Annotated in this window: 35 protein-coding genes; 1 reads left to right on the top strand and 34 read right to left on the bottom strand. The window is 29.2% G+C overall.

Annotated features, from left to right (window positions below):
* Window positions 1-290: 290 nt before the first annotated feature.
* From bdr (BB_RS06225) to BB_RS06205, 5 genes are read right to left on the bottom strand one after another with little or no spacing between them, the layout of a single operon-like run.
* The gene (bdr, locus tag BB_RS06225; protein WP_010883758.1) at window positions 291-881 is read right to left on the bottom strand and encodes a Bdr family repetitive protein; all 591 of its coding nucleotides are present in this window, start codon (window positions 879-881) and stop codon (window positions 291-293) included.
* Between the two features lie 12 nt (window positions 882-893).
* Window positions 894-1436 carry a chromosome replication/partitioning protein gene (locus tag BB_RS06220; protein WP_012593001.1) on the bottom strand — a complete coding sequence of 181 codons (543 nt, stop codon included), beginning with the start codon at window positions 1434-1436 and terminating at the stop codon, window positions 894-896.
* A gap of 40 nt (window positions 1437-1476) precedes the next feature.
* A complete protein-coding gene (locus BB_RS06215; RefSeq protein ID WP_010883757.1) occupies window positions 1477-2217 on the bottom strand; it encodes a ParA family protein in 741 nt (246 codons plus the stop codon).
* Entirely contained in the window at window positions 2193-2759 is a 567-nt protein-coding gene (locus BB_RS06210) for a DUF226 domain-containing protein (RefSeq protein WP_010883756.1), read from the bottom strand. Before BB_RS06210 ends, BB_RS06215 begins: the two co-directional genes overlap by 25 nt.
* A gap of 9 nt (window positions 2760-2768) precedes the next feature.
* Window positions 2769-3869: a plasmid maintenance protein gene (locus BB_RS06205; protein ID WP_010883755.1), complete on the bottom strand. Its 1101-nt coding sequence runs from the start codon at window positions 3867-3869 to the stop codon at window positions 2769-2771.
* 376 nt (window positions 3870-4245) lie between these two features.
* On the opposite strand from BB_RS06205, the gene BB_RS06200 reads away from it, so the two are divergent.
* A complete protein-coding gene (locus BB_RS06200; protein WP_010883754.1) occupies window positions 4246-5187 on the top strand; it encodes an ERF family protein in 942 nt (313 codons plus the stop codon).
* 37 nt (window positions 5188-5224) lie between these two features.
* Here BB_RS06200 and BB_RS06195 read toward each other — a convergent pair whose 3' ends face one another.
* From BB_RS06195 to BB_RS06055, 29 genes are all read right to left on the bottom strand, one after another.
* Complete coding sequence (locus tag BB_RS06195) at window positions 5225-5671, bottom strand: Mlp family lipoprotein (RefSeq protein WP_010883753.1); 447 nt, start codon at window positions 5669-5671, stop codon at window positions 5225-5227.
* Between the two features lie 105 nt (window positions 5672-5776).
* Window positions 5777-6385: a Bdr family repetitive protein gene (gene bdr / locus BB_RS06190; protein WP_010883752.1), complete on the bottom strand. Its 609-nt coding sequence runs from the start codon at window positions 6383-6385 to the stop codon at window positions 5777-5779.
* 185 nt (window positions 6386-6570) lie between these two features.
* Window positions 6571-6888 carry a hypothetical protein gene (locus BB_RS06185; protein WP_010883765.1) on the bottom strand — a complete coding sequence of 106 codons (318 nt, stop codon included), beginning with the start codon at window positions 6886-6888 and terminating at the stop codon, window positions 6571-6573.
* 148 nt (window positions 6889-7036) lie between these two features.
* Window positions 7037-7390 (bottom strand): BBA14 family lipoprotein, encoded by a 354-nt coding sequence (locus BB_RS06180; protein WP_010883751.1) that lies wholly within the window; start codon window positions 7388-7390, stop codon window positions 7037-7039.
* Window positions 7383-7718, bottom strand: a complete 336-nt coding sequence (locus BB_RS06175; RefSeq protein WP_010883750.1) for a BlyB family putative holin accessory protein — start codon at window positions 7716-7718, stop codon at window positions 7383-7385. The genes BB_RS06180 and BB_RS06175 overlap by 8 nt, the downstream gene beginning before the upstream one ends.
* Window positions 7708-8055 (bottom strand): BlyB family putative holin accessory protein, encoded by a 348-nt coding sequence (locus BB_RS06170; protein WP_010883728.1) that lies wholly within the window; start codon window positions 8053-8055, stop codon window positions 7708-7710. Before BB_RS06170 ends, BB_RS06175 begins: the two co-directional genes overlap by 11 nt.
* Window positions 8056-8058: 3 nt before the next feature.
* Window positions 8059-8262 (bottom strand): holin BlyA, encoded by a 204-nt coding sequence (gene blyA / locus BB_RS06165; RefSeq protein ID WP_002658481.1) that lies wholly within the window; start codon window positions 8260-8262, stop codon window positions 8059-8061.
* Window positions 8263-8337: 75 nt separating this feature from the next.
* Complete coding sequence (locus BB_RS06160) at window positions 8338-9150, bottom strand: DUF685 domain-containing protein (RefSeq protein WP_012663368.1); 813 nt, start codon at window positions 9148-9150, stop codon at window positions 8338-8340.
* Window positions 9151-9159: 9 nt separating this feature from the next.
* Window positions 9160-9765 (bottom strand): DUF735 family protein, encoded by a 606-nt coding sequence (locus BB_RS06155; protein ID WP_010883749.1) that lies wholly within the window; start codon window positions 9763-9765, stop codon window positions 9160-9162.
* 9 nt (window positions 9766-9774) lie between these two features.
* The gene (locus BB_RS06150) at window positions 9775-10650 is read right to left on the bottom strand and encodes a DUF276 domain-containing protein (protein WP_010257824.1); all 876 of its coding nucleotides are present in this window, start codon (window positions 10648-10650) and stop codon (window positions 9775-9777) included.
* The gene (locus tag BB_RS06145; RefSeq protein WP_002658459.1) at window positions 10647-10979 is read right to left on the bottom strand and encodes a DUF2634 domain-containing protein; all 333 of its coding nucleotides are present in this window, start codon (window positions 10977-10979) and stop codon (window positions 10647-10649) included. Before BB_RS06145 ends, BB_RS06150 begins: the two co-directional genes overlap by 4 nt.
* A gap of 29 nt (window positions 10980-11008) precedes the next feature.
* The gene (locus BB_RS06140; RefSeq protein ID WP_010883748.1) at window positions 11009-11554 is read right to left on the bottom strand and encodes a DUF777 family protein; all 546 of its coding nucleotides are present in this window, start codon (window positions 11552-11554) and stop codon (window positions 11009-11011) included.
* Between the two features lie 17 nt (window positions 11555-11571).
* Window positions 11572-12522 (bottom strand): DUF693 family protein, encoded by a 951-nt coding sequence (locus BB_RS06135; protein WP_010883771.1) that lies wholly within the window; start codon window positions 12520-12522, stop codon window positions 11572-11574.
* A 3-nt stretch (window positions 12523-12525) separates the two neighbouring features.
* Window positions 12526-13209: a DUF792 family protein gene (locus tag BB_RS06130; RefSeq protein ID WP_010883770.1), complete on the bottom strand. Its 684-nt coding sequence runs from the start codon at window positions 13207-13209 to the stop codon at window positions 12526-12528.
* Between the two features lie 22 nt (window positions 13210-13231).
* Window positions 13232-14506 (bottom strand): DUF759 family protein, encoded by a 1275-nt coding sequence (locus BB_RS06125; protein WP_010883769.1) that lies wholly within the window; start codon window positions 14504-14506, stop codon window positions 13232-13234.
* Between the two features lie 7 nt (window positions 14507-14513).
* Window positions 14514-14750: a DUF1322 family protein gene (locus BB_RS06120; RefSeq protein ID WP_002658671.1), complete on the bottom strand. Its 237-nt coding sequence runs from the start codon at window positions 14748-14750 to the stop codon at window positions 14514-14516.
* Window positions 14747-15202, bottom strand: coding sequence for a DUF1473 family protein (locus tag BB_RS06115; RefSeq protein WP_002658668.1), 456 nt, complete (start codon window positions 15200-15202; stop codon window positions 14747-14749). The genes BB_RS06120 and BB_RS06115 overlap by 4 nt, the downstream gene beginning before the upstream one ends.
* 15 nt (window positions 15203-15217) lie before the next feature.
* Window positions 15218-15646, bottom strand: a complete 429-nt coding sequence (locus BB_RS06110) for a DUF1463 domain-containing protein (RefSeq protein WP_002658441.1) — start codon at window positions 15644-15646, stop codon at window positions 15218-15220.
* A gap of 14 nt (window positions 15647-15660) precedes the next feature.
* Window positions 15661-16773, bottom strand: a complete 1113-nt coding sequence (locus BB_RS06105) for a DUF787 family protein (protein WP_010883744.1) — start codon at window positions 16771-16773, stop codon at window positions 15661-15663.
* The gene (locus BB_RS06100) at window positions 16754-17320 is read right to left on the bottom strand and encodes a DUF764 family protein (RefSeq protein ID WP_002658435.1); all 567 of its coding nucleotides are present in this window, start codon (window positions 17318-17320) and stop codon (window positions 16754-16756) included. The genes BB_RS06105 and BB_RS06100 overlap by 20 nt, the downstream gene beginning before the upstream one ends.
* Window positions 17317-17706 carry a hypothetical protein gene (locus BB_RS06095; protein WP_002658432.1) on the bottom strand — a complete coding sequence of 130 codons (390 nt, stop codon included), beginning with the start codon at window positions 17704-17706 and terminating at the stop codon, window positions 17317-17319. Before BB_RS06095 ends, BB_RS06100 begins: the two co-directional genes overlap by 4 nt.
* Window positions 17694-18077, bottom strand: coding sequence for a DUF1506 family protein (locus tag BB_RS06090; protein WP_002658662.1), 384 nt, complete (start codon window positions 18075-18077; stop codon window positions 17694-17696). The genes BB_RS06095 and BB_RS06090 overlap by 13 nt, the downstream gene beginning before the upstream one ends.
* Window positions 18077-18532, bottom strand: coding sequence for a DUF3890 domain-containing protein (locus BB_RS06085; RefSeq protein WP_002658643.1), 456 nt, complete (start codon window positions 18530-18532; stop codon window positions 18077-18079). Before BB_RS06085 ends, BB_RS06090 begins: the two co-directional genes overlap by 1 nt.
* 19 nt (window positions 18533-18551) lie before the next feature.
* On the bottom strand, window positions 18552-19511 hold the full coding sequence (locus tag BB_RS06080; protein WP_002658423.1) for a hypothetical protein: 960 nt from the start codon (window positions 19509-19511) through the stop codon (window positions 18552-18554).
* Window positions 19512-19532: 21 nt separating this feature from the next.
* The gene (locus BB_RS06075; protein ID WP_012662345.1) at window positions 19533-20105 is read right to left on the bottom strand and encodes a DUF228 domain-containing protein; all 573 of its coding nucleotides are present in this window, start codon (window positions 20103-20105) and stop codon (window positions 19533-19535) included.
* A gap of 29 nt (window positions 20106-20134) precedes the next feature.
* Window positions 20135-20899, bottom strand: coding sequence for a DUF228 domain-containing protein (locus BB_RS06070; RefSeq protein ID WP_010883768.1), 765 nt, complete (start codon window positions 20897-20899; stop codon window positions 20135-20137).
* Between the two features lie 6 nt (window positions 20900-20905).
* Window positions 20906-21463, bottom strand: coding sequence for a DUF228 domain-containing protein (locus BB_RS06065; protein WP_010883767.1), 558 nt, complete (start codon window positions 21461-21463; stop codon window positions 20906-20908).
* A 12-nt stretch (window positions 21464-21475) separates the two neighbouring features.
* Window positions 21476-22168: a DUF1357 domain-containing protein gene (locus tag BB_RS06060; RefSeq protein WP_002658634.1), complete on the bottom strand. Its 693-nt coding sequence runs from the start codon at window positions 22166-22168 to the stop codon at window positions 21476-21478.
* 16 nt (window positions 22169-22184) lie between these two features.
* The gene (locus tag BB_RS06055) at window positions 22185-23408 is read right to left on the bottom strand and encodes a phage portal protein (protein ID WP_010257444.1); all 1224 of its coding nucleotides are present in this window, start codon (window positions 23406-23408) and stop codon (window positions 22185-22187) included.
* Window positions 23409-23473: the final 65 nt, after the last annotated feature.

Genomic DNA, 23473 nt, shown 5'->3' with positions numbered 1-23473 from the left:
AAAACTATTTTTGACAACTTTTTACATAAATTATTTTAATAAAGTTAGGGTTTAATCAAATTTGCTTATTAAAATAATTTAAATAAGCTTTTCAATAATTGAATATATTATAATTTAGAATTAAAATCAATTTGTATTTGTTAAAATAAAAGAACCTATTTAAATTCTCTTGTTAAAAAATTCAAATAAGTTCTAATTTATGAAAAAGCAAAAATTAAGTGTTAATTAATAATACTCTTCATCAATATTATAATGTGCCATTTTAAAAAATCAAATTTTACAATACATTATTATTTGCCACCTTGTAAATATTTCATAAATAGGGCATTCAAAATTGGCCCTAGAATTGCTGCTGTTATTATCATAAAATGTACTAGTCTGTTACCCATGCTAAGTTTTTGATTTAAACTCTTTTCTACATTGTCTATTTTGATATTCAAGCCATCCATTTTTAGGTTTAAATTCTTTTCAACATTGTCTATTTTAGTGTTTAAATTCTTTTCTACAGTATCTATTTTAGAGTCTAAATTATCCATTTTTAGGTTTAAATTCTTTTCAACATTGTCTATTTTAGTGTTTAAATTCTTTTCTACAGTATCTATTTTAGAGTCTAAATTATCTATTTTTAGATTTAAATTCTTTTCAACATTGTCTATTTTAGTGTTTAAATTCTTTTCTACAGTATCAATCTTAATGTCTAAATTAGATATATCCTTTTGTAAATTCTTTTCTACATTAATCAATTTTTCTTTTAAAAATTCAAAGTTGTAATTATCATTATGCAGAAAAACAAAATCTATTGCTTCTTCACTAAATCCTATCTTTAAAAATTCATTTTTTATACTTTCTATATTGTATGTTCTGTAAGTCAAACTATTCATAAAATTTCCATATTATCCTTTTAATTCTTTATATTCTTTCATAAGTTTTTTAATTATTTCTTTTCCATCACTAAATAATTTATCTAACATAAATCCTGTAAATTTAGCATTACTTTTATAAAAATCATAGCTTTCTTGTCTTTTAAGCTGAAATCTTAAGGGCTTTATCGGGTTTTGTTTTGATTTTTTTATTGTTTTGCTCTCTTTATTTCTTAATACAATTAACGTTTCCAGTATACCATTTTTTATTAGAAATTCTTCTTGTATAATCCCATCTTCTATTGCATTAGCAATTTTTAAGTAATTATAGACCTGTGCTCTTGCAAGTCTATAATCTTTAGAAAAAGCTTCAAAACTTTTATAACCATCAAACCTATAATAATGATTGTCTTTAATTTCTTTTAAAATTTTTAAAGTTTCTAACTTACAATAGATTTCCTTTTTAGAATTAATTTTTAACTTTTCTTTTAAAGAATTATAATGATTTAATACACTATCAGTAATAATATAATTTTCATTATCACTTAAATCTCTTTTATTAACCTTAATATCCAATTTAAACTCCTTTTACATTAAACTGTCTAATTATTAGACTTTATATTTTTTTTAAAAAAATTTCTAAAATATTTTCATATTCTTTTATATAATCTTTATTTAAATCAAAATTATTATTTTCTGCTATTCGTCTATTTAAGTCTTCTCTTTCAGATATTGTTCCTAAAAATCTATCTTTTGTTTTTAATATTTCAAATAATGTTTTATGTGTTCTATTTTTTTTAAATCTTGTTATTATCAAAAATATAGGTAAAAATAAATTTAATTTTCTTACAAAGAAATTAAATAAATCTAAACTTTCCACTGCCCACTTTTCAGCCGTCATTGGAATTATTACATAGTCACTACATAAAAGAGCATTTTTTAACGTAACATCTAAACTGGGATTTGTATCGATTACTATATAGTCATATTTATAATACAAAGTTCCCAGGCTGGTTTTTAACAAAAAATCTTTATGTTCGATTTTATCTTCACTAAAATTATGTAGCGTAAGATAGCTAGGTATAAGATCAAGATTATTATCTACATTTATAATGGTACTATCGATATCTACATTTTCTTTCAAAATCTCATAAATATTAAATTTGGTAAAATTAATACCTAGTTTTTCTATTTTTTCGTAAAAATAACTAGTAATAGATGCTTGAGTATCCATATCAATTAAAAGAACTTTATTATTTTTTGATAATAAAGTAGCCAAAATTATCGCACTTGTGCTTTTACCTACACCGCCCTTAATTGACGCTATTGTTATTATTTTAGGTTTTTTATTATCCATTTTATTAGTGGTCCTTGTTCCGGGTATTTCTTCCCATAAAATTTATATACTTGTTGTTCTAAATCTGTAAACATACTAAATAACACTTTGTTGTAGTGATTGTTTGTTCTTTTTTTATCTAATAAACGATATAATCCCTTGAAATAGCAAAAAACACTTCCTGCTTTAAATCTAAATTCCATATAATATGCCCTTGCTAATGCATATGCTTTTCTAGCCCCGTTTATTTGATACTTTATTAACGGCTTTTTAATCGGCTTTCTATAGCCATAAAAAATACCAATAAATTTATCTCCTTCTTTAATTGGGTACAAATGAGTTTCTTCAACAATTCTTTCTCCATTAAATAAGGCCCTCAATGATAATCTAAATTCGTGTTTTTTCTCATAAACTCCAAATTTATAAATATCCATCATTATTTTTGTATGGTACATTGCTTTACCATTTTCTTTTTCAATTAAAATAAAGCGTTCTTTATTTTGGCATTCAACTTTACATTTACCTTTTTTTACAGTTTCAATAGGTTCTGGTGCATTTTCCATGTTAAATCCTTATACGGCCTTTATGCTAAATTCTTCTGTGGTTAAAGAATTTTTTTCATTTTTTATTATTTCTAATAATTCAAGATGATATATACCAAATACTTTATTGTATTCTATTTTCTTTTGGTTATTCAAATATTTTTTGATAATTGGCTTTAGAATTTCAATATTTGTTTCTTTTTTTAGTTGTTCAATAAGGATATTGAAAATATTTTCCTTTAAATTTTGATAATTTTGTTGAGAATTTTGCTTTTCCCTTTCAATCGACTTTTCTAATTTACGTTTTATGTTGTTTAAATCGCTATATTTATGCCTTTCAATAATAAAATGGGGCTTAAATTTGTAATTTTCGTATACTTTTTGTAAATTTGTCTTTAATTGTTCGGGATTATATCCATTTTGTTCGAATTCTTTCTGAGTGTTATTTAGAATTTTCTTTAGTTTCTCTTGCTTTTCTTTAAAGCAAGATTTATTTAAATTTGTGTTTTTTAGCAATTTATTTTCAACTCTTTTTGTGTTTTTTATTATTTTAATCATAGTATCTTTGTCAACATTTAATGTTAATAAAAATGGAAGAATTTCTTTACATAAGAAGTTACTTTTGTTGAAGTACTTTATTACTTGATATTTTTCTATTTCTTTAATCTTTCTTTCTTCTTTTATATTATTTTTATTACTTAAGCACTCCACTGAATTTACACTACTATTTTTAGAAACATTGTCTTTAAAATGGTTATTAACTCTAGATTTAAATCTAGAGTTTTTTCGTTCTTTAAAGTACTTGTTGATTTTCTGGTAACATTCTTTTTTAGGATACTTTAGTTTATAATAAATTTCAGTCCCACAATTTACACCCATATGTTGGTAGTAATTCGTTGTGACTTTTAATACTTTTTCTAATTTATAAAGATAATTTTGCATTGTTCTCAGTGTAGTGGGAGCCAAACCATTTCTTTTTAGATTTTTATTATAGTAATAGAGTATGTTTTGTTGTGTATATTTCTTATCTTTTTTGTTTAGAAAATCTACTGTTGATGTAAGATATATTAATTTGTGTTGGTGTTTGTTGTAGCAAGTGGGATTTTTTGTGGTATTTGAAAAACCTTTCATGTTTTTTCTCCTTATATTTGTATTAATGCTTAGTATTATAATGCAAAATTTTGATTTAAAAGTAAATACTTTTCTAAAAAAATATTAAATTTTAATTATTAATTTTGTTAAATTAATATAGAAATTTTTAATTCAGTGAAAATATAAATTGATTTTAATCCAAAGTTAGGCTATACTACAAACAGTGTAGAAAAATATCTTCATTTTTTCTACCTTATATTTGAATTTACAAGAAAAAAAGATATGGGCTTAGCTAAGTTCTTTAACAAGAGAACGTAGCTAAGCCCGCACCTTTTTGTAAAGATTTTTGTAAAAAAGTTGGCAAAAATAGTTTTTGCTATATATTTATTTTTATACAAATATAAGGAGAAAAAAGATGGAAAATCTTTCAAACAATAATAATCCACAAGAAAATATTCAAGCAAAAATAAGCTTCAGAAAAGATATGAAAACCCTAAAAATGAATTTACCAGGGATTGACAAAAGTCTTAAAGGATATGGATATAAATATCAAAATTTCAATGAAATAGTTAGAGAAATTAAAAATGTTATTAAAAAGCACAATTTGGAGCTTGATATTGAGCAATATCCAATTTCTATAGAGGGTCAATATGGCATAGTTGATTATATTAGGACTACATTCTACAGTACAAGTACTGGATATGAATTTTCTTTTGATACGCGAATTCCTACAGAAAATTTACAATGGAACAATGAAAATGGGTCTAAAGTTACAAATACAGTGTATCAGATGTTTGGTTCAGGCATTACTTATGTCAAAAGGTATGCTTTAGTTGCAGCTCTTGGTATAGAAAGTGAAATAGATACTGATGCAGCTCCTATTTACAATAACCACGAAAACGAAAATTCTATGCCTAGCAAGCAAGTTAGTGTTAATCAAAAGCAAGAACAAAAAAGAGAACAAAAACAAGAAAAAAATCAACTAAACAACTTTAATAAAAACTTAAAATCTGGCAAGGCTTATTGCTATGAAATTTTTAGAGACGCACTGTTTAATATAAAAAATTGGGTAAATGAAGGTGAAGAAAAAAATAATATAAATGCTCTTATTCGGGCATTATGTACTGATAATGATGATGCTTTAGAGGATCTTTTTGAAAAGAATGCTGAGCTTAAGAGTATAGAATATTGGGTAAATATTCTAAAAAAATATTTCAATAAAACCAATAGATTTGATGATCTAAATAAGCTTAAAGTATTTATGTCTGATAATCGGGATGTTTATAAAACAAAAGTATTAAAATTCTTTTGCATGTTAAAAAAAGAAAGACAATTTAATTATATATTTGCAGTGTAGCAATATTAAAGCCCCCAAATAGGGGGCTGTTAGATTATTAGCCACCATTATTGCAGTTACTAACCGCTCCAGTTGCAAAATTATCTATATCACCATTTTTAAAGAATTCTGTAACCACAGTTTTGAAAGTGGTTTTTTGTTGTTCTGCTTGATCACCATTACAACTATCAAGTTGAGTTTTTATATGATCAAGTGCTGATTTTATTTTATCATCATCATTTTCTAAGAATTTGTCAAATTCTCCAGCACCAGTTAAAGCGGGTTTTAACCAGTCAAGATGTGTTTTTTGATCGTCAGATAGCTTTTCTCTAAGTAGTTCTTCTTTAGATTTTGGTTTTTCTTGTGTTGTTTCTTTTTGGGTTAAATCACGCTTTCCCCGTCTTTTTGTTTGTTGGGCATTGTTTTTTAAAGTGTCATTATCATTAGAATTACAGCCGTTTAGCATTAGTAAAAATAAACAAAATAATATGTTGATGATTTTCATTGTTACTCCTTTTTTTATTATTAATATTCACTTAACTAAGTATTAATACTAAATATTGGATAAACAATTATTATTTGAATTGATATTCTTTAAGTGAGGTAGTAGCTATTTAGAAATGAAAGCAAATATTAGCCCGGCTATCATTGTGATAGACATTGCCCCCATAATTCCCAATACCCATTTAAGCATTTCTGAAAGAGACATTAAATTCTTTTCAACATTGTCTATTTTGGCATTTAAATTCTTTTCTACAGTATCTATTTTGGCATTTAAATTCTTCTCTACATTATCAATCTTAGTATCTAAATTAGATATATCTTTTTGTAAATTCTTCTCTACATTATCAATCTTAGTATCTAAATTAGATATATCTTTTTGTAAATTCTTCTCTACATTATCAATCTTAGTATCTAAATTAGATATATCTTTTTGTAAATTCTTTTCTACATTATCTATCTTGGTATTAAGTTCACTTTTAACAGCATCAATCTTAACATTTAAATTCTTTTCTACAGTATCTATTTTAGAAACAAGATTATCAAATTTTATATCAAATTGTTTTTCTAAATTTTCTAAATCTCTATATGTTAGTTCATTGTGATAATATCTTTTAGATAAATCTTGTGCTATTAATTGTTCCATGCCCAGTCTAATAAATTCTTTATATATTTGTTCTTGAGTTACACTTGCAATATTTGTTGACACTGTTTCCATAAAATTTTCCCTTATGGTCATATTATATACTATTTTAGATTAATTGGCTTTAGAGATTTTTATATGTAAAGTAGAATTTCTTGCAAGAAAAACCTTTTTGTAATTTACATTTTTAACTTCAGATATCAGTTTTAAATTTTTTACTGTAGATTTTTTACAAAAACAGTATTGCAAAAACTCTTAGATTACTTTTTCTTTTCTTTGTATACTACAATAACTCCAAAACCCACTAAATGGTTTAGTGATTTAACCTCAAGAATATTTTCGGCACCTATTTGGTTAATAAAATTTTCTAACCCTATCCCTATAATTTCGAATAGAGTTTTGTTTTTATCTTCTTTTTTTATAGGAAAGTTAATGTTATGCTTATGATCATCACCGCCTTGATCTAAAGCTATTAAAGTTTTAACTTTTATAATTTCATCTTTTTTAATTTCATATGAAATTAAATTACCAATACTGATAATAAACATAAATAACATTAATAAATTAATTTTTTGCACATTGTGTTCCTTAATAAATAGAATATTAACAATATTATATCTTTATTAAGATTTGCCCTAAAATATAAAATTTTATTAAAATATAGCAGTAATAAACGACTTTAAGAATATAAATGGGAATTTCTTGCAAGAAAAACCTTTTTGTAATTTACATTTTTAATTGAGAATATTTATTATAGACTTTTTCCGCTATTGGTTTTGTTTTTTTAATGTACTCTAAATATATGTTGATATTATGTTTTACAGCAGTTATGGAGTGTTCGTCTTTTAGTGTTGATAAATCTGGATAAGGATATTCTGGATAATTTGGATCATTAACTTTAACTTTTGTTTTAGCTAAAAATGTTACTAGGTACATAACATACTCTGAAAGTTGTGTTTCATATTTAGCTAAAGATTTTAGTGTTTGAATAATTGGAGGTTTTGGCTCTTCTGGTAGGTTAGCAATAGTGGTGCAACATAACAACAAAACAATTAGCAGACAATGCAATCTTTTAAGCATTTTCACCTCTTTTAAGTATTTTGATATATTCTTTCATGATTTTGTTACGTGTTGATTTAAGTGAAGTGATAATTCTTTTGCTTTTGTCAGTAGAGATAGCCTCTATTATCTCAATGTTGTATTTTAAAATGTCTTGTATTTCTTCAAATATTTTAGTTGACTCAGCTGTTTCCATAGATTTTAGTGTGCTTATATATGTTTTGTAGAAAAAATCTATTACTTTACTAAAAGTATTAATGTAATTATGATCTATGTTTGTATCAGTTTTAGCTATGTTAGTTAAGCTGGATAGTAAATTAAGTCCTAAACCAATAGTGTTATTTTGCATTATTTGTTCTTTCCTTATAGATAGGTTTTCCTTCCTGATTGAATTTCAGATCATTAGATATTTTGAGATTTTTTTCATCAGAATTAACTAAGTCAATGCATTGATTGATTTTTTCATTTAATGGAGCGAGTGCTTTATTTATTGCTGGGGTTAATGCACTCTCAAGTCTTTCCATATTTGCTGTATAGATTAATTTATAATGAGAATACAGCTCATAAACCAAAAAGAATCCTTTATGTGCAATTTCATCAAATTCATCTTCAAATTTAGAAAATATATCAATAAGGGTTGATAAAGACGTAAGTCCAAGCTCAACATTATCTTTGGATAATTTCATAAGTTAATCTCTTTTTTTAATGTGATTTTTGCCATTACCATTACCATTCTTAAAAATCTTGCCTATTACAATAGTCAATATGTCTTTTAGTAAAGGCTTGAGAAGAATTAATACTCCTAAAACCAGCACTGTTACAAAAATCATTACCGCTATAAGTTTAATTTCGTTTAAATTGATAAGAAGTTCGGTTAATTTAATAGTATCCATTTTTTAATCCTTCATTTTAATTTTTTATTTTTATACGTATATTATATACCAAAATCATAATTTTTGCTAAAAAGTTTACAGTTTTAAAAGATCTGGGAATGGATCTCCATACAAGGAGGCTCTTTTTTGGACATACCATCCTTTATAAATGGGAATTCTGGTGAATAGTCCGCGGGGGCCCGCAATTTCATAAACCCTATTGTATGTAGTTTCATCAGAATACTGAAGTTTTAATGATTTTTTCTGCATCCTATTATCATTGATTTTTACTTGAATTTCAATATCAAGATAAACGGGAGAATTATCGTAACTTTTAGAAAAAATAAGAGTTACATCATCATTGTATTCCATATTAATAGATATCGCGTTATTCTCATAGTCAGAAGGATAAAGTGTAGTACTTCTAGTTCTGCCATAAGCAAAATTTGATGGTACTCCAAGTATATGTTTAGGAACGGGTGTTTTTTGAATAGTATCTGATGAAGGCATTATCAAAAGATCATCACTTCTAGATAAAGTGGCTGATGATATGCTATCTGTAAGGCGTGATTTAATTTTACTAAAAAGGTTAGAAATATTAGTAGAATCGTTGTTAATTAATTTGTCCGTTATTTTAGCATAAATTTTTTCTACAAAATCTTTATCAGCTGCAAGTTCTTCGGCAATTGTAGACTTAATTATCTGCTTAAAATAGTCTAATCCCTCTCCTTTAAATATTTTGTCTTTAGAAGCATCTAAAAAGTTTTTAAAGGTGATAGCATTACTGCTTGCAGCTCCATCATCAAGCAGTAAAAGATCAGTATCGTTAACGGTCGTAACCTTATTTAAATCTTTTATTTGAACCGTTTCTTCTTCATCAATTAGTAATTTTTCTTGATCATCAGCCATAAAACCTCCTTAGTTGTTAAAAGTTATAATATTGTTACCATCTGTATTATTAATTTTGAGAACTCTACCAATAGGAATAATTCTCTTAATAAAAGCATAAATTGAATGATCATAGCCCTTAGGAAGTGAGTTGAATACTAAAGCCTTTTTAGATGCAGCATATCCCGGCTTCTTTTCTCTAAGAATTATCTTTTTTAGTCGTTTTCCTTTCTTAGTGTTAGGCGAAATAAATGTAGTAAAGTTTGTTTTTATTACCCCTTTTAAAGAGATATCAATAACCCCAGCTTCAGGAGTAGTAACTTCAATGTCCACATTTAAAAAGGTCTTGAAAATCAGTCTAAATGACTCGTCAGTGCCAATATGACGTAAAGCAAAAATAACACTATTAATATTGCTTGTAATACTTTGTAAAGTTTGAGTTTTTGCATAAAAGATAGATAAAACTTGAGATATCCATATTGCAATATATCTTGATTTTATATTTTCTATTACATTAATGGATATGAAGTTGGAATTAAGGGACTTAAGTTCATTAAGCAATGCTTGTGCATATTCTGTTTCTGTACGTATAAATTTATGAATTTCGGTGTTTTTGAAAAGATTGGGTATTTTCATATTTGTTAACTATCCAATATCAATAAGCAATCTATCTGTCATATTGAAAAGTAGCATTGTGTCATCATTAATGGCAATATCTTGATTTTTTTTAAAATCGCTATCACCAATTTTTGTAATACTCTCAGTGTCTGTATCTTTAATACAAGCACTTATTTCCATAAACTTAATTCCTTTAACTTCATTAACTGGAGCAAAAAAGTCTTGATATTCAAAGCTAATTCCCATATCAGAATAGTTATTTGAAATAATCCTAGAATAAATGTCCCTAATTTGAGAGTCTATGTTTAAGTAGAGATAGTTTTTAAGGTCAAGTTTATACTTTACTTTCATGTAAACATATTTTCTTTTCCCTAGTGATATTTTATAGGATTTACGTTGTCCAGTTGAATTGAGACCATCAATTTCTATGTCTCCCTCAAGTAAAGTACCACTAGGAGTTGTTAGATATAATGTTTCCCAAAGTTTTGCTTTAAATTCAGGACTATTAATATTAGATTTACTAGTGTCTAGTAAAGTTTCCTTTAGAATTAGATATATGTTGGCTTTACCAGCTGCACTTTTAATATTAGTGTACTCAATCCCATCAAGATTAAGTAAAGCATTGCGAACAGCACTGTAAGTTGTGCTTTTAGAAGAAATGTGTTCTTCAATAGCAGCCCAATAAGTACCACCAGGTTTCATTTTAGAAAAAAAGAGATTGAGCTCATTAATTATTTCTTCTTCAATTAATGCCAAAGAAGACGCAATAATGTTATAAATTGAGCTTTGATTGTCGTCAATATTAATACCATAATTTACACGCAAATATTCTCTTTTAGCTCTTACAATATCCTTAATTGTACGTTTTAAAATGCCAAAATCAGAATCAAAAACTATGCTCATAAATTAAACTCCATATTTAAAACATCGCCCGAGAAAAAAAAGGATATATGTGCTTTGTTGTCTTGTATAGTAGTTGAAATATTTATTAAATCTAAGTTAAGCTCTTTAGATATTTCATGAAAATAATTTTTTACAGCGTGAAGATTGTTAATTTTTAACAGCTTTAAAAGCAAGAAATAGTCCAGTCCCCAATGAGGAGCATAGCTTAAACTACCCCTTAAGGTTTTTAAAAATATCAAAAATCTTTGTTTTTGTTCATCAATTCCATCAACAAGTGATAAATCGTTATTAAATACCAATTCAAAATTATTGCCTAATCTTAAATCCATACTAGTAATTATACCATATTTAGCAAAAATTACTTAAACAAACTATTAATATCAGAATTAATTTGAGCGGTTGCTATTTTTAAGCTTGATTCGTCAATTACTGAGTCCCCTATAATTTTTATACCATTGATAGCACTAACAATATTATCTAGAATTTTTTTTAAGCTAGTTGTTTGGTTTGCTATTTCAATTTTATTATTCGCTCTAATTTTAACAGTATCAGAGATTAGATTTAAAGTCTTTGGGCTAATTGCACTAAGTATATAAAAATGATGTTTGTCAAAGTGAATATCGTTATTTTTATCAAAAATATTAATGCTTGATTGAAGTAGTAAAACGCAATCACCTTTTGATAGTTCTAAACTGATATTAGAGATATTTTTTGTGTGAATTTCTAAATCTTCAAATTCGGGTATTGTAACAATAGCTTCTTGAGTTTGATGTTTAAACTCCTTTACAGTGCCAATTTTAATTATAAAAATGTTTGAATAAATCCAATTTTTAAGGTCTTCTTGAGCCAATGCCTGGCCATAAAGGCGTTGATTCATTCTGTAAATTTCATAGTCTTCATTCATTCTAATTCTAGTCCCCTTTATTTTTTACGTTTTGTATTAGAATCATCTTCTAACTTTAATATTAATGAACACTCTCCTGTATTGCTAAGCCTTGCACTTGTTTCTTTTATAGTGGTTTTTATCATTTTCCCTAGTCCATCAATAAATGAGACTTTATCTCCAACATTTAACTTATGTGTGAAAAATGTTTTTGCGTTCCAAAATATAAGATTTTTTTTGAGTGTTGTGCCCAAAGTAATTTCTTGTTGTGGTATAAATTCAAGCCCATAGTCTTCTAATGCCTCGTAGTGGACATTTTCCCCCTTTTTTATATAATTAGTAAATATCAGATAGCATTCATATCCCCGTAAACCAGTACCAATATCGGCTATTACGTTATGAACATATGTTCCTTTAATTTTGTCAATAAACTCTTTTGGTGTTGTGGCATAAATATCTTTGTCAATAATTTTAAGACAATCTTTTTCATCCATATTAAGGATATTGCGATTGGGAAATACAGATTCTATTGCCTCCTTCACCGTTTTGCCTTTAAAGTTTTTGCCTTCTTTGCCTGCCAATTCGCGATTGAAGAAATTGCTTTTAGTTAATAAACGAACATCAAGATCTACACTAAAATCCCCACCCGGATAATCAGTGCTCATAGGAGGTCCTAAAGTTCCTGCCATTATGAAATCAAAATTTTTTTCATGAGCAAATTTCTTATAATATATTTTTACTATATCTCCAAATTTAATGTCGTCGGTGAAGTCTAAGGGAAGATTCCAAAGTACGACTTTTGCTTGTTTGGAACTTATAGTATGAATATTTGAATACATGTTGGATATGGAAATATCAATATGAATTCCATCTTGTGTATTGATGATAATTTTAGGAATTTCTTCGGCGAAAGGAATTCCATCAGGGGATTTTTTTGATGTATCTACATTGTAGAACTCAATTTTAAAATCATATTGTAGTAACAGCATTTTTTATCCTTTATATTTTTCTAATGCGAATGTTTTTACTATTTCTATTGATAGACTAACCTCAACTTCGTCAATGAAAGGAGTATCTTTAAACGAAAGACTTGTAATTACAGCTAATTCTTTAAGGCCAAAAGTTGGACTATATATACTAAAAGGGACTTGTGCTTGTATTCTATTGGCTAGTTGTTCTTTTACAAGATGCGCGTCAAAATGTAGCATAGTATTGCCAAAAACAGTCATTTTAAGTAAAGAAAGCATATCCTTATATAAGGATGTTAGTATTCCACCGTTTAATGAGATATGTTCACCAGTCATTACCGGATTGTAGCTTACATATTCCGCTTTTCTATCATAATAATTGATAACTGGTCTTTTAGAACAATTAGTATTATAAGTGCGTGTTATGAGTTCATTTTTTGGTTTTATAAAAAACAATTGAGGAATATATCCAAAACCTTTTAGATCCATTCTAGGAAATAACACTAAAAAATTATCTGCTCCAAAAAGAGCAAATATTTGGGTTATTACATCTCTTATTATTCGAGTAATTTCCCTGATTTCTTTCTTTTCAATATCATTAATTTTTTCCTTGATTTTTTTCTTTTCAATATCATGATTGTTAGTAATTTTATTATTAATATCTATTTTGTTAGCTGCATTGTTAGCAATTTTTTTGTTACTTGTCATAAGTAATTACCTTTTACCAAAATTATGGAGTGTTGTTAGCATTGTCTTGATTCTCAGCCTGTTCTTGCAGTTTTTTTAAAGCTTCGCCGCCATCTCCGCCGAACATTGTAGGTAGAACCGATTTTAATTTGGCAAAGAAATAATTAAGATTAAAAATACTTTTAATGCCATTAATTATGGGATTGATAATATCTTTGGTAAAATCAAAATTTTTAATTTTAGCGGTGATCCAGTTAATGATATTAAGTAATGGGTCCAAAACAGTAGTGGTCAAATTTGAAAGAGTTTGCTCAGCTGAGGCCAAATTACTTTGAATACTCTCAGCATTATTGACTTTTTTTGTAAGGCCGAAAGATTTAAAATCCTTGAACATTTCCATCATCTTGGTAATTCTGGAATCTAGATCTACTTGAGCCCCGCTTTGCCAGGCCATTTTGGCATCTTCTATATATTTGTCTCCAACACCTGACTTCTTTAATAGATCAAAAAGCTCACTTCCATCACCCCCAAGAACACTATTAACAGCCTTTACTGCATCTTCGCTGCTCATAGCACCACTGGATTTAAGCATAGCTGCAAATTCTACTGCGTTTTTCAAATTAGTTTCATTTAACATATCTAAATCCCTTAAAGTACCCTTAAAGACACTTGCTTGATTTAAGAATTCTTCTTTTTCTAGGTCGCGCTCAAATCCCTTCATTCCGCCAATAATCTTTAAAAGACCCTCTTTCTCTTTTGGATCACCATAAAACGCTTTATTGAGAAGTTGTGTTCTTTTTGTTTTGGTGTCTTCTTCAACCGCTTTTTTAGCAAAACCTAAAAGGCCTCCTCCAACTTTACTCATAGCGTTGCTAATGATATTCCCTAGGGCACTACCTATAGCAATTTTGGCAACAAGTCCTTTTCCTTGAGAGGCCGCTAACATTTTACTTTTTGCTTTTGATTCTTTTGCAAGTTCTTTATACTCAAGACGCCTTTTGTCTCTATCAGACATTAAAGATCTTCTGAAAGCCTCTTTTCTAGCTTTCTCAAACCCCATGCCCTGTTTTATAAGTTTTTTAGTTTGTGTAAGTCTATATTTCTCAACACGCTCTCTTAAGCTTTCAAATTTAGATTGTCTACTAAGTTCTTTTTTCTTGTCCGACAAATTATTTTTTACAATATCTTTAGTGCTACCCAAACTAGATTTTTTAGGTTTAAGATATTTTTCCATTTTAGAAATATCTTGTTCAATGGCCTTTTTTGTTGCAGCATGATCAAGAATACCTTTAAATTTAATGGTGAATTTGTCGCTCACTAAGTCCTCACTTGCTTAAAATTAATTCATACAATTCTTTTTCTAATTTAATCTCAGCAAGTCTATTGACTTCTAAAAGCTCGTCATAAGGCAATTTTTTAACCGAGTCGTATGAGCAAATATTCATAATTACTGGAAAATAGTATTTATCGTTCTTAATCTCGTCAAGCAAGTTAAAATATTTTTTTCTAGTCTCATCAAGACTTGCAATAGCTTTATCAATATCTCTATTTCTTTTGTTCATTTAGCAACCAGCTCATTGGAATTTGATGTACTTGATGAAAGTGAAGTGGCTACTTTTTCATAATCAAAATTTTCATTAATATAGTCAAAAGCAACAAAATCACCAACATTATTTTCATACTCACTCAAATATACTAAAGCGGGCTTTTTTAGATCATTGTCTAAATGAAAAGTATTAAATTGTGCAGTGTAAATTATTGCAACAAGATAGTCCTTATAATAAGAAATAAATTCTCTATTTTGATCCAAAATCACATAGAATTCGTCTAAAAATTTTGGACTTATCATTAAGCTTGTGATTTCTCTTAAGTATTTAACCTCATTAAGCTTTAAAACAGCGTCACTTTGATTAAATCCTAGCACTTTATCCCATTCATAGACGGGAAGTACTCTCAGCGGATATTCATAAGTTTTATTTTTAGTTAAAATTTTCATTTTATATCTCATTATCATAATAAGAATCTCCTTTTAAGAGTTGTTTGGTTTAGATTTTTGGCAATTAATAGCCCTAATTTCAAAAGATACTTTTTCGGCCTCAGCAGAATAACTTCTTGAAGGCTCTTCAGTAAAAATTGCATAGTTAGAAATAATTTTGGTAGCAATTCTATCATTGAATGCTAAATCAAGCATTTTATCCTCTTTTCTCACATCCATGTTGTAAAACTGTTCATCAGAAAGTTCAGTTAACAAAATGTAGTCATGACTACCTAGTGTCACTTCAATGTTGAAAACATAAGTTATTGTTTTGGGATCTCTTAAGCTTATTACAGGCATACCTTTATCTTCACTACTAATCACTGCTCTTGTTGTAGGTTCGCTTGTAAGCTCTAGCTTGCCACTATGTAACTGCGTACCACCAATTGAAAAATAAACTTCTCTTAAATCATAAAATTGCATTTTTAGCCCCCCTTTTAAGCACTTAAGCTGTTTTGATAATCAACTATATCTTGAGTAGTAATTACTAAAGCAACAGCATTAATGCTAAAGTTATAAGTAATATTCACGCTAAGTTCTAATTTAAGTTGTGGCGTAGGAGAAAGAGTAAGCCTTAAATTTTTATACTCTATTATCAGTCCTCTATCCACAAACCTTTTCAGTAAACATTCAATTGCTGAAGTATATGCATTGTCTCTAGCTCCACTAAGTTGTAGTGCAGATAATTTGCTATTTTGCCTATTGTTTTTGTTCCAAATTCTAATAAGCTCAATAATCGCTTCGTTTTTTATATAGTGGTATGTAAATTGTTCGTCTATTGCACCTCCAGCTAGGTCAACACCTTCTTTAAAGGCAGGTACACCATCAAGCCCAGTTTCATTAAGAAGTGAATAAAAGTTGATTTTTGCAGTTCGCAACTTTCCAATTACAGTATCATCAACAAGTGGTGTAGCAGCCAGCGGCATGCCATAAGGATTTACAGCATGGAAAATACTAGCTTGATGGAGATATTGACTTATAAATTTAAGGTGTAAATTGTCTTTATTGTTGCTGTAAACAGCAATATTTCTTTCTTTTTCAGTATTGCCTTTATCTTTAAATAGTTCTTTTATTTCTTGTTCTTTAGTCGAGAATACAAAAAAAGTTGAAGGCTTTTTGAATTTATTATAGTCATCTTTGTAAATTTTAAGTCCATCATCTGACGCATCTCCCTCAGTGTTAATAAGTACAACAAAAGTGTGTCTATGTACTTTAAGATAATTTTTTAGCTCTTCAGGCTTATCCTTATAAATGAAAAGATCGGCTGATTTTAACGATTCTTCGCTTGAATTGAAAAAATTTGACATTGCAGTTTTAAGCAGTGTTTTTTCTTTTCCAAACTGATCTTCTCCATTTCCATTCTCTTTTTCTAAAGTTTCAATTTGTTTTTCATAATTATTAACGGTTAAATTCAATATTTTATAGCTAGCAGCATCTTTATTAACTTTGATTTTAGCTGTTTTGTAAACCAAAAGTGGATTATAATAATTAGGCCTACTAGCTTGAATTCTAGAGTCAAGCAAACTTACACTAATTGTATCTTGCGGCAATTTCGTATTCCTCCTTTAAAATTTCAATTGCTTTTACACTAGCATTAAATGCTATAGATGCACTGTATGCATGGTTGCTATATTTTGTGCCTAAATTAATCAGTCCAACTGTTTGCATATTAGATGTTGGGTAAATGTAGAAGTTAATTTTATTAATATAGTCGGGTTGTAGACTGGGCAAAGTATACTTATGAGCTTTATTGTGTAGAAAGTCACTAAGCATACTATAAAGCATTAACATGCGTGAATTAGCGTCAAAGTCTTTGGCGTTTAACACTATTGCAATAATATATATTTGAAAATTTATACTAAATTCCAAAGCATTTTCATAAAATACACCGGCTCTATAATTATGATCAAATAGATTTTCTGTACCATCAAATTTCAATGCTATTATATTTGAGCTAGCAGCTGTGATTTTTGAAAGATATGGATGATTGTAGGTATTTATGATATCGCACTCAAAATTATTTTCAGTTGCATATGCCTTAAACCCTTTAAATATTTGGGTTAAATGATTTAATACCATATCTAAAGTGAAAATCATTCAAGTGTTACCTTATAAGTAATCTCTGATAACATTTTGGCTGTATCAACAAGTGGAATTGCTGCAGTGTTACTACCCCTTTTAAACTTACTTTTGATTGTATTAGCCTTTAAGGCTGGAGTGACTTGTGCTGATAGTAGATAATTTTCATAGTACCTTATAAAAGCTTGTCCAATAGCCTCCATTCCCGATTTAGGGTCAAGATTAAACTTAGAATTTATATAGCTATTATTGATATATTCTCTAAACTCAGAACTACTAGCAATTTTGGTTAAATGTTTTCTTGCTGGTAAATTGCTACTCCCTTTTTCATGCATTTTAGCAATACCTGCACGACCACCAAACCACCCAATTTCCAATTCCATTTTAAATTCTAGTTTGTCCATATAAATTCCTTTAAAACCAAAGTAAAATATCCTATTGAAGAGTCAATACTAAATATTTCAAAGTAAACTAAATCTGCAATTGATATTCGGTCTTTTGGTTCATAGTTAAGGTCTTGATATGTGTAAAGTTTGGAATATCCTTGAATATCAGACATATCAGAATCATAAAGAATTGCAAGTTCTTGTGGCTTTATGTCAATAATAACTCCTGCAAATTCAATGTACTTAGTTTTATCAAATACTCTCTGATAAGAAGAATCATTTTCAAGCTTTACAACAGTACCTTTATAAAACTTTAAGGGTTTAGGATCCTTAAATACGTTGATCATGCGAAATGACATATCAGAAAGTCTTTTCCTAACACCATTCATTAGACAACCCCCACACAAGATGGCGTTGAAGTTTCTCTTTTTAGTTTTTCTAAAAATGCATCAAGTTGTGAACAAAAATTCTTGTTTGAGCCACAACTCCCCTCGCCGCCTTCTTCGCCTCCACTGCTACTAGGATAATAATCAAGTTCAAGTTCATTGAATTTCTCTTTTTTGATCCTATCAAATTCAAATTCTCGAACAACTCCCTGTTTTCTTAATTGGCAGCCCATATGGTAGAAAGTAAGTAAAAATATTTGTTCATACGTCAGTGAACTGGCATCAATACCGCGTGTTACTAGAATAGCTTGAAGTAAGGATAAATGAAGTAGAAAATTTTGCCTGCTTAGTGCAAATTTGTCTATTCCTAATAGCAATAACACTTCTGAATGGAGTTTTGTTACTAAAAGTTCTTCTTCTCCCGCAACTTGTGCTTGTAAGCTTTCTTGTTCACTCATTTTCACTTACCTTATACTTTTAACTTTGCTTTATGTTAACTTGCAAAATAGTTTTTCTAGTAGCAAGTAGACCGCCTAAAACAAAATCAATGTATGAATGAGCTACATCGGTTGAGTCTTTATCAACTTGTTCATTCGGTGTAGGTAGCATATACTTGCTAGGTTTAAATTTAATAAGTTCAGAATTTAGTGGATAAATGAGTATTTTATGTTTCAGCAAGTTTGAAGTTTCAATGTAAACATCTTCTCTATTATTAATAGCCTTAATAGTTTGAATTAAAACATCTTCCCATTTTTCACAACTACTTGCTGCACCCTGTGCTGCTGCGTATGGTTTTACTAGTTTAAGTGACGTTGCTGGGTCAACTATTACCATCATCGGGGTGGAAAATTCGTCGCCCAGTTCTAACTTTGAAAGTCCAGCCTCAATCTTTTCAAAGATTTTATCCATTTTATCTTTATCACCACTAGCAACCTCTTCTTTTATCTGCTCGGGCATATTAAGCAGCCCATACATATTTGGAAGCAGGCGTTTTTGATTTTTCCCATCTTTTTGAATCGAAACAGTCCCGGTTAATACAAAGTGATTAATAAGTTTAATAATTTCACTACTTGCAAGCTTATACGCTTGAGCAAAAGGAAGTAAATTATTATTAATGTCCCCAATATATGAATCTGAAGTATAAAATTTCTCAGAAGTCTGCTTTAAATGTCTGAATTTATACTGTAATTTCAAATAATTAAGTCTTACCACTTCAGAACTAAATCCAATAGTTGAGATAGTATTAACCTCATTGGCAATTGTTGTAGGATTAGCATTTAAAAACGCGTCCCATTTTACGGTTTTTTGATATCCCATTTGTAGATCAACATCTTCAATTTGATCGGGCGAAAACCATTTATACATAATAGGATCTTTAACTTCTCCTATGATATTTGCCACAGCTTTTGCATAATAATTTTCATCAAATAATTCCATATTAAATCCTCCTAAATATTATTAATTTCTACTCATAGCTTTATTCCCAAATACAGCTACTTTTACTAAATAAACCTCATTGCTAATTTGTTTCGCATCAGTCAATGCTGTTGCATTAATAGTTGCTTTATTTGGTGCTCCAGTCACCTTTTCAAGAGCACCGTCTTTATTAAAAACAAGTTTGTCTTTTACTTTAACCGTAGAATCTTTTGCCACTAAATATCCCTCAAAATTATTGGTAATTGGCACAATAGTAGCTGTTTTACTAAACTCATCTATGTCAATGCATATTCCATATAAGTCTTCACCTCCACCAGCCTCAACATGTGGCTCATAGTGACTTTGATTATCTTGAGCCTCTTGAATAACTCTTTTTACTCCACGCTTGTACGGATACCCCAAAAATGGATGATTTTCCAATTTATCAAACTTACTAGTTCTAGTGCCTCCAGAAGCAAAAAATTTCACATTTTTGTCTCTAAATTCATTAGAATTGCTAAGCAAACTAGCGTCATGTTGGGGATTTTTCATAAACTTTTCCAGTTTACTTCTTTTCTCTTGATACTCTTTTACTAATTGCGTTGTATCTCCCATTTATTTACCTCCTTTTATTCGCCCAAAGTTTAACCACCATCAGGTATTACTATCTTCTCAAGGCCTCTATTTCCAAAAATTGCAACTTTTATCAAATTAATAGAATACTCTTGCCTAGGATATCTATTTTGATCTTGATTTCCATCTTCGGGTGCAAAATTGATTGTAAATGAATCAGATAGAGCATATATGTTAATTACGGTTGGTGGCCCACCTCCAGCCTTGATAATAACACCGTTATTATTTATGTCTAGGATTTCTCCTATTTTTATACTTGGATTCCTTGTGACAAGGTACCCTTCAAAATTGTTAGTAATTGGCAATACATACGCGGTACAACTAAACTCACATACATCTACACATATCCCATACATATCAGTATCAGCTCCAACTTCTACATATATAGAGTTCTCTTTTGGAACAAGTTTAACCCCACGCTTGTATGGAAAACTATTTGCTGGGTCGTAAAGGTATTCCTCTATTTTGTCTGTATAACTTGAACATGCAAATGAATATGCATCAACTCGCTCATTCTTAGATTTAAAACAACTACTTAAACCGCCAAAAACCTTATTTTCAATTGAACTCATCGATTTTACATATTTCTTGAATTTCAAAAGGACATCATCAAGCTCGTTAATTGCCTCCAAATAGGGATCTTCCCCTTGTGCATCCTCAGCTTGTCTTGCTTGCCGTTTAGCTCTAGGAGCAGCGGAAACTTGTGCCCCTAAATCTACCTGTGGGTCCTCAACAGCCTCAAGATTTTCTACTTGCATGTTGCCTTTTAAAGCCATAATTTATTACCCTTTTATTGCTCTATTCCCAAATACACTAGCAAGCACTATAAATAAATCTTCAGTTAATTTGTGTGCCTTTGAAAGTGCTATTGCATTAACAGATTTTTGAGCCCCAGTGACCTTTTCAAGTTCCCCATGTTGGTTAAAATTTAATTTATCTCCTGGATTTACACCATTTTGTCCTTCTTTCTTAAGCGTTAAATACCCAGTAAAGTTATTTGTAATTGGTATAACAGTTGCCATACCGCTAAACTCATCTATATCGGAACACACTCCATATAAATCGTCTCCACCACCAGCCTCAACTTCTAGTTCGGTTGTTCCATCTCCAAAACTAAGCTTAACACCCCGTTTATACGGATACCCTTTAGCAGGGTAATTCTCTATTTTGTCTTTACTGCTAGTGCAAACCCCACCAGAATTGGAAAAAATTAGATTTTGGTCTCTAAAATCAATAGAATTGCTAAGCAATCCTGAGTCTTGTTGGGGATTTTTCATTAATGCTTGAATTTCTGCAACTTTCTTATCAAATTCTTGTTTAATTTTTGTTATATCACTCATTTAAAAACTCCTTTAGGCAATACTTGTTCTTTTATGTCTTTTTAGATTTTCATAAAATTGAATTCGTCTTTGCTTGTATGTATTACTTATCGCTTGTACAAATTCTGTGAAATTAATAGGTACAAAATTAGAATCAAGCAAACTTGCTCTTTCTTCTGATTTAATAGCAATATTCCCCTTAATAGAGTCAACAGAAGAAGAGCTGCTACTCGCATTTTTTCTTAATTTAATATTCACTTTTGCTAAAGAAACAAGTTGCTCTAATATCTCTCCATCGATATGACTTATGTCTGATACTTTGGCAATAGCTTTAATTTGCTCAATTGGAACGAACTTGCGTACAAGTTCTCTACGTTGTGCTTGCATAATGTCTTTTAATGTATATCCTTTTGCAAGTAGCACCTCTTTGTTAAAATGATTGCTAAGATGTGCTTTTGCAAGTGTATCAATTTCATTAATTCGCTCAGCCTCTAGTAACAATTGCTTTTCAATACGCTCCCGCTCTTCAACTTCTGCAAGTTCTTTTGTTATTCGTTCATTTATACTTAAATCTCGACTTGTCTCTTTAGATTTACTATTTGCCTGCTCTTTAAAACGCATGTACTCTTCAAATTCCTGCACACTGATAACTTTAGTATCAGCCTTAATTTGCTGCTCTTCTTTATCTTGTGCCTGCAGGTCTTCTTTTTCTTCTTTCTCAGTCATCTTTTAACTCCTTTTCTCAAAATGAGAATAATTTCTCTTTTAACATCGCTAGCTCCTCATTATTAAATGAGCTACTTTGTATAAGCTGGTTATATTTACTGTAAAGCTCAATTAGCTTTATATCTCTTTCTACTTTTTGTTCTTCACTTAACATAATCAGCGAATTAAACTTCATATCAAGTCCAAAATACTTTGTAAGTTTTAAATTACAAGAGTTCTCAACTTGTTCTTGTACACCTTTGAGAAAATCGTAATAATTACTCCTATCACCTTTACCATCATTTCCCAGTCCTTTAGCCTGTTCATTAAAACTTCTGGTTAAGGGCTCTTTAGTATCTGCACCAATTTTTGCCTTAATTAATGCTAAAGCCTCCTTTAAGTAACTAAGATCGTATTTAATAACCTCTAAACTAGCACTAGGAGTAGCTGTATAAAACATTCCCTCATTATTTAGATTGCTTTTTAGCCTGGCAAGCTCCTGTGACAATGAGTCATTAAGGTTTCTTAAATTAGAAATATCTTTACTATGATTGTTTGAATTTTGTTTTCTCAAAAAAGAAGATAAAATGCCACTTCCCCTATCATTATTGCTCTGAGTAAGTGCACTTAAAGAAGTTGTTGCACTAGAAAGTGCGTCTTGTAGTTGTACTAAAGATTCATCTTTGTAAAACAAAAAATTGTGGTTTTCAATACGTCTTTCTATTTCTACGTATATCTTTTCAAATAAATAAATATCTAGTAAAAAGCTTTCGGTATAGCACGGAACATATCTTTTTAAGATATAATCAAAGTTTTCATATATGATAAGTCGACTTTTATGTATTTTAACTGCATCTAAAGAATTGTTCTTATTGTTGGATTTTACTTTATAGGTTATATGATCAAAATCAACTCCCAAATCTCTTACATATTCATAATCAAGGTATTCAAAACCAATAGGTAATTCTATATTAACGGGTTGTTCGAGATCTATTAGGGTATCTTTGGTTTTTACTAAAACATAGCCAATCCCATGAAAACGGTAGCTTATAATACAATTAAGCAGAGCATTCTTAAGCTGTACCTTTAACCTAGCAAGTTCAACCTCACTAACATTGTGGGCAGCACTCTCAAGAATAAGTCCGTTCTTGAGACAATCTTCTGCTACATTTTCAATGTAATTTCTAAAAAATATTGAGTATTTGTATAGTTCTAGTGAACTTATTTTATCTATTAGTTTTGTTTTTCTTAAATCACACACCTTTTTACTTCTCTTTATTAAATTAGATGCATGATAGCAAAAACTAATATTTTTGTCAATAAAAT

Origin of the sequence: Borreliella burgdorferi B31, from assembly GCF_000008685.2 — a bacterium.
Lineage (GTDB): Bacteria > Spirochaetota > Spirochaetia > Borreliales > Borreliaceae > Borreliella > Borreliella burgdorferi.
This window is presented reverse-complemented; position numbering and strand designations above follow the sequence as displayed.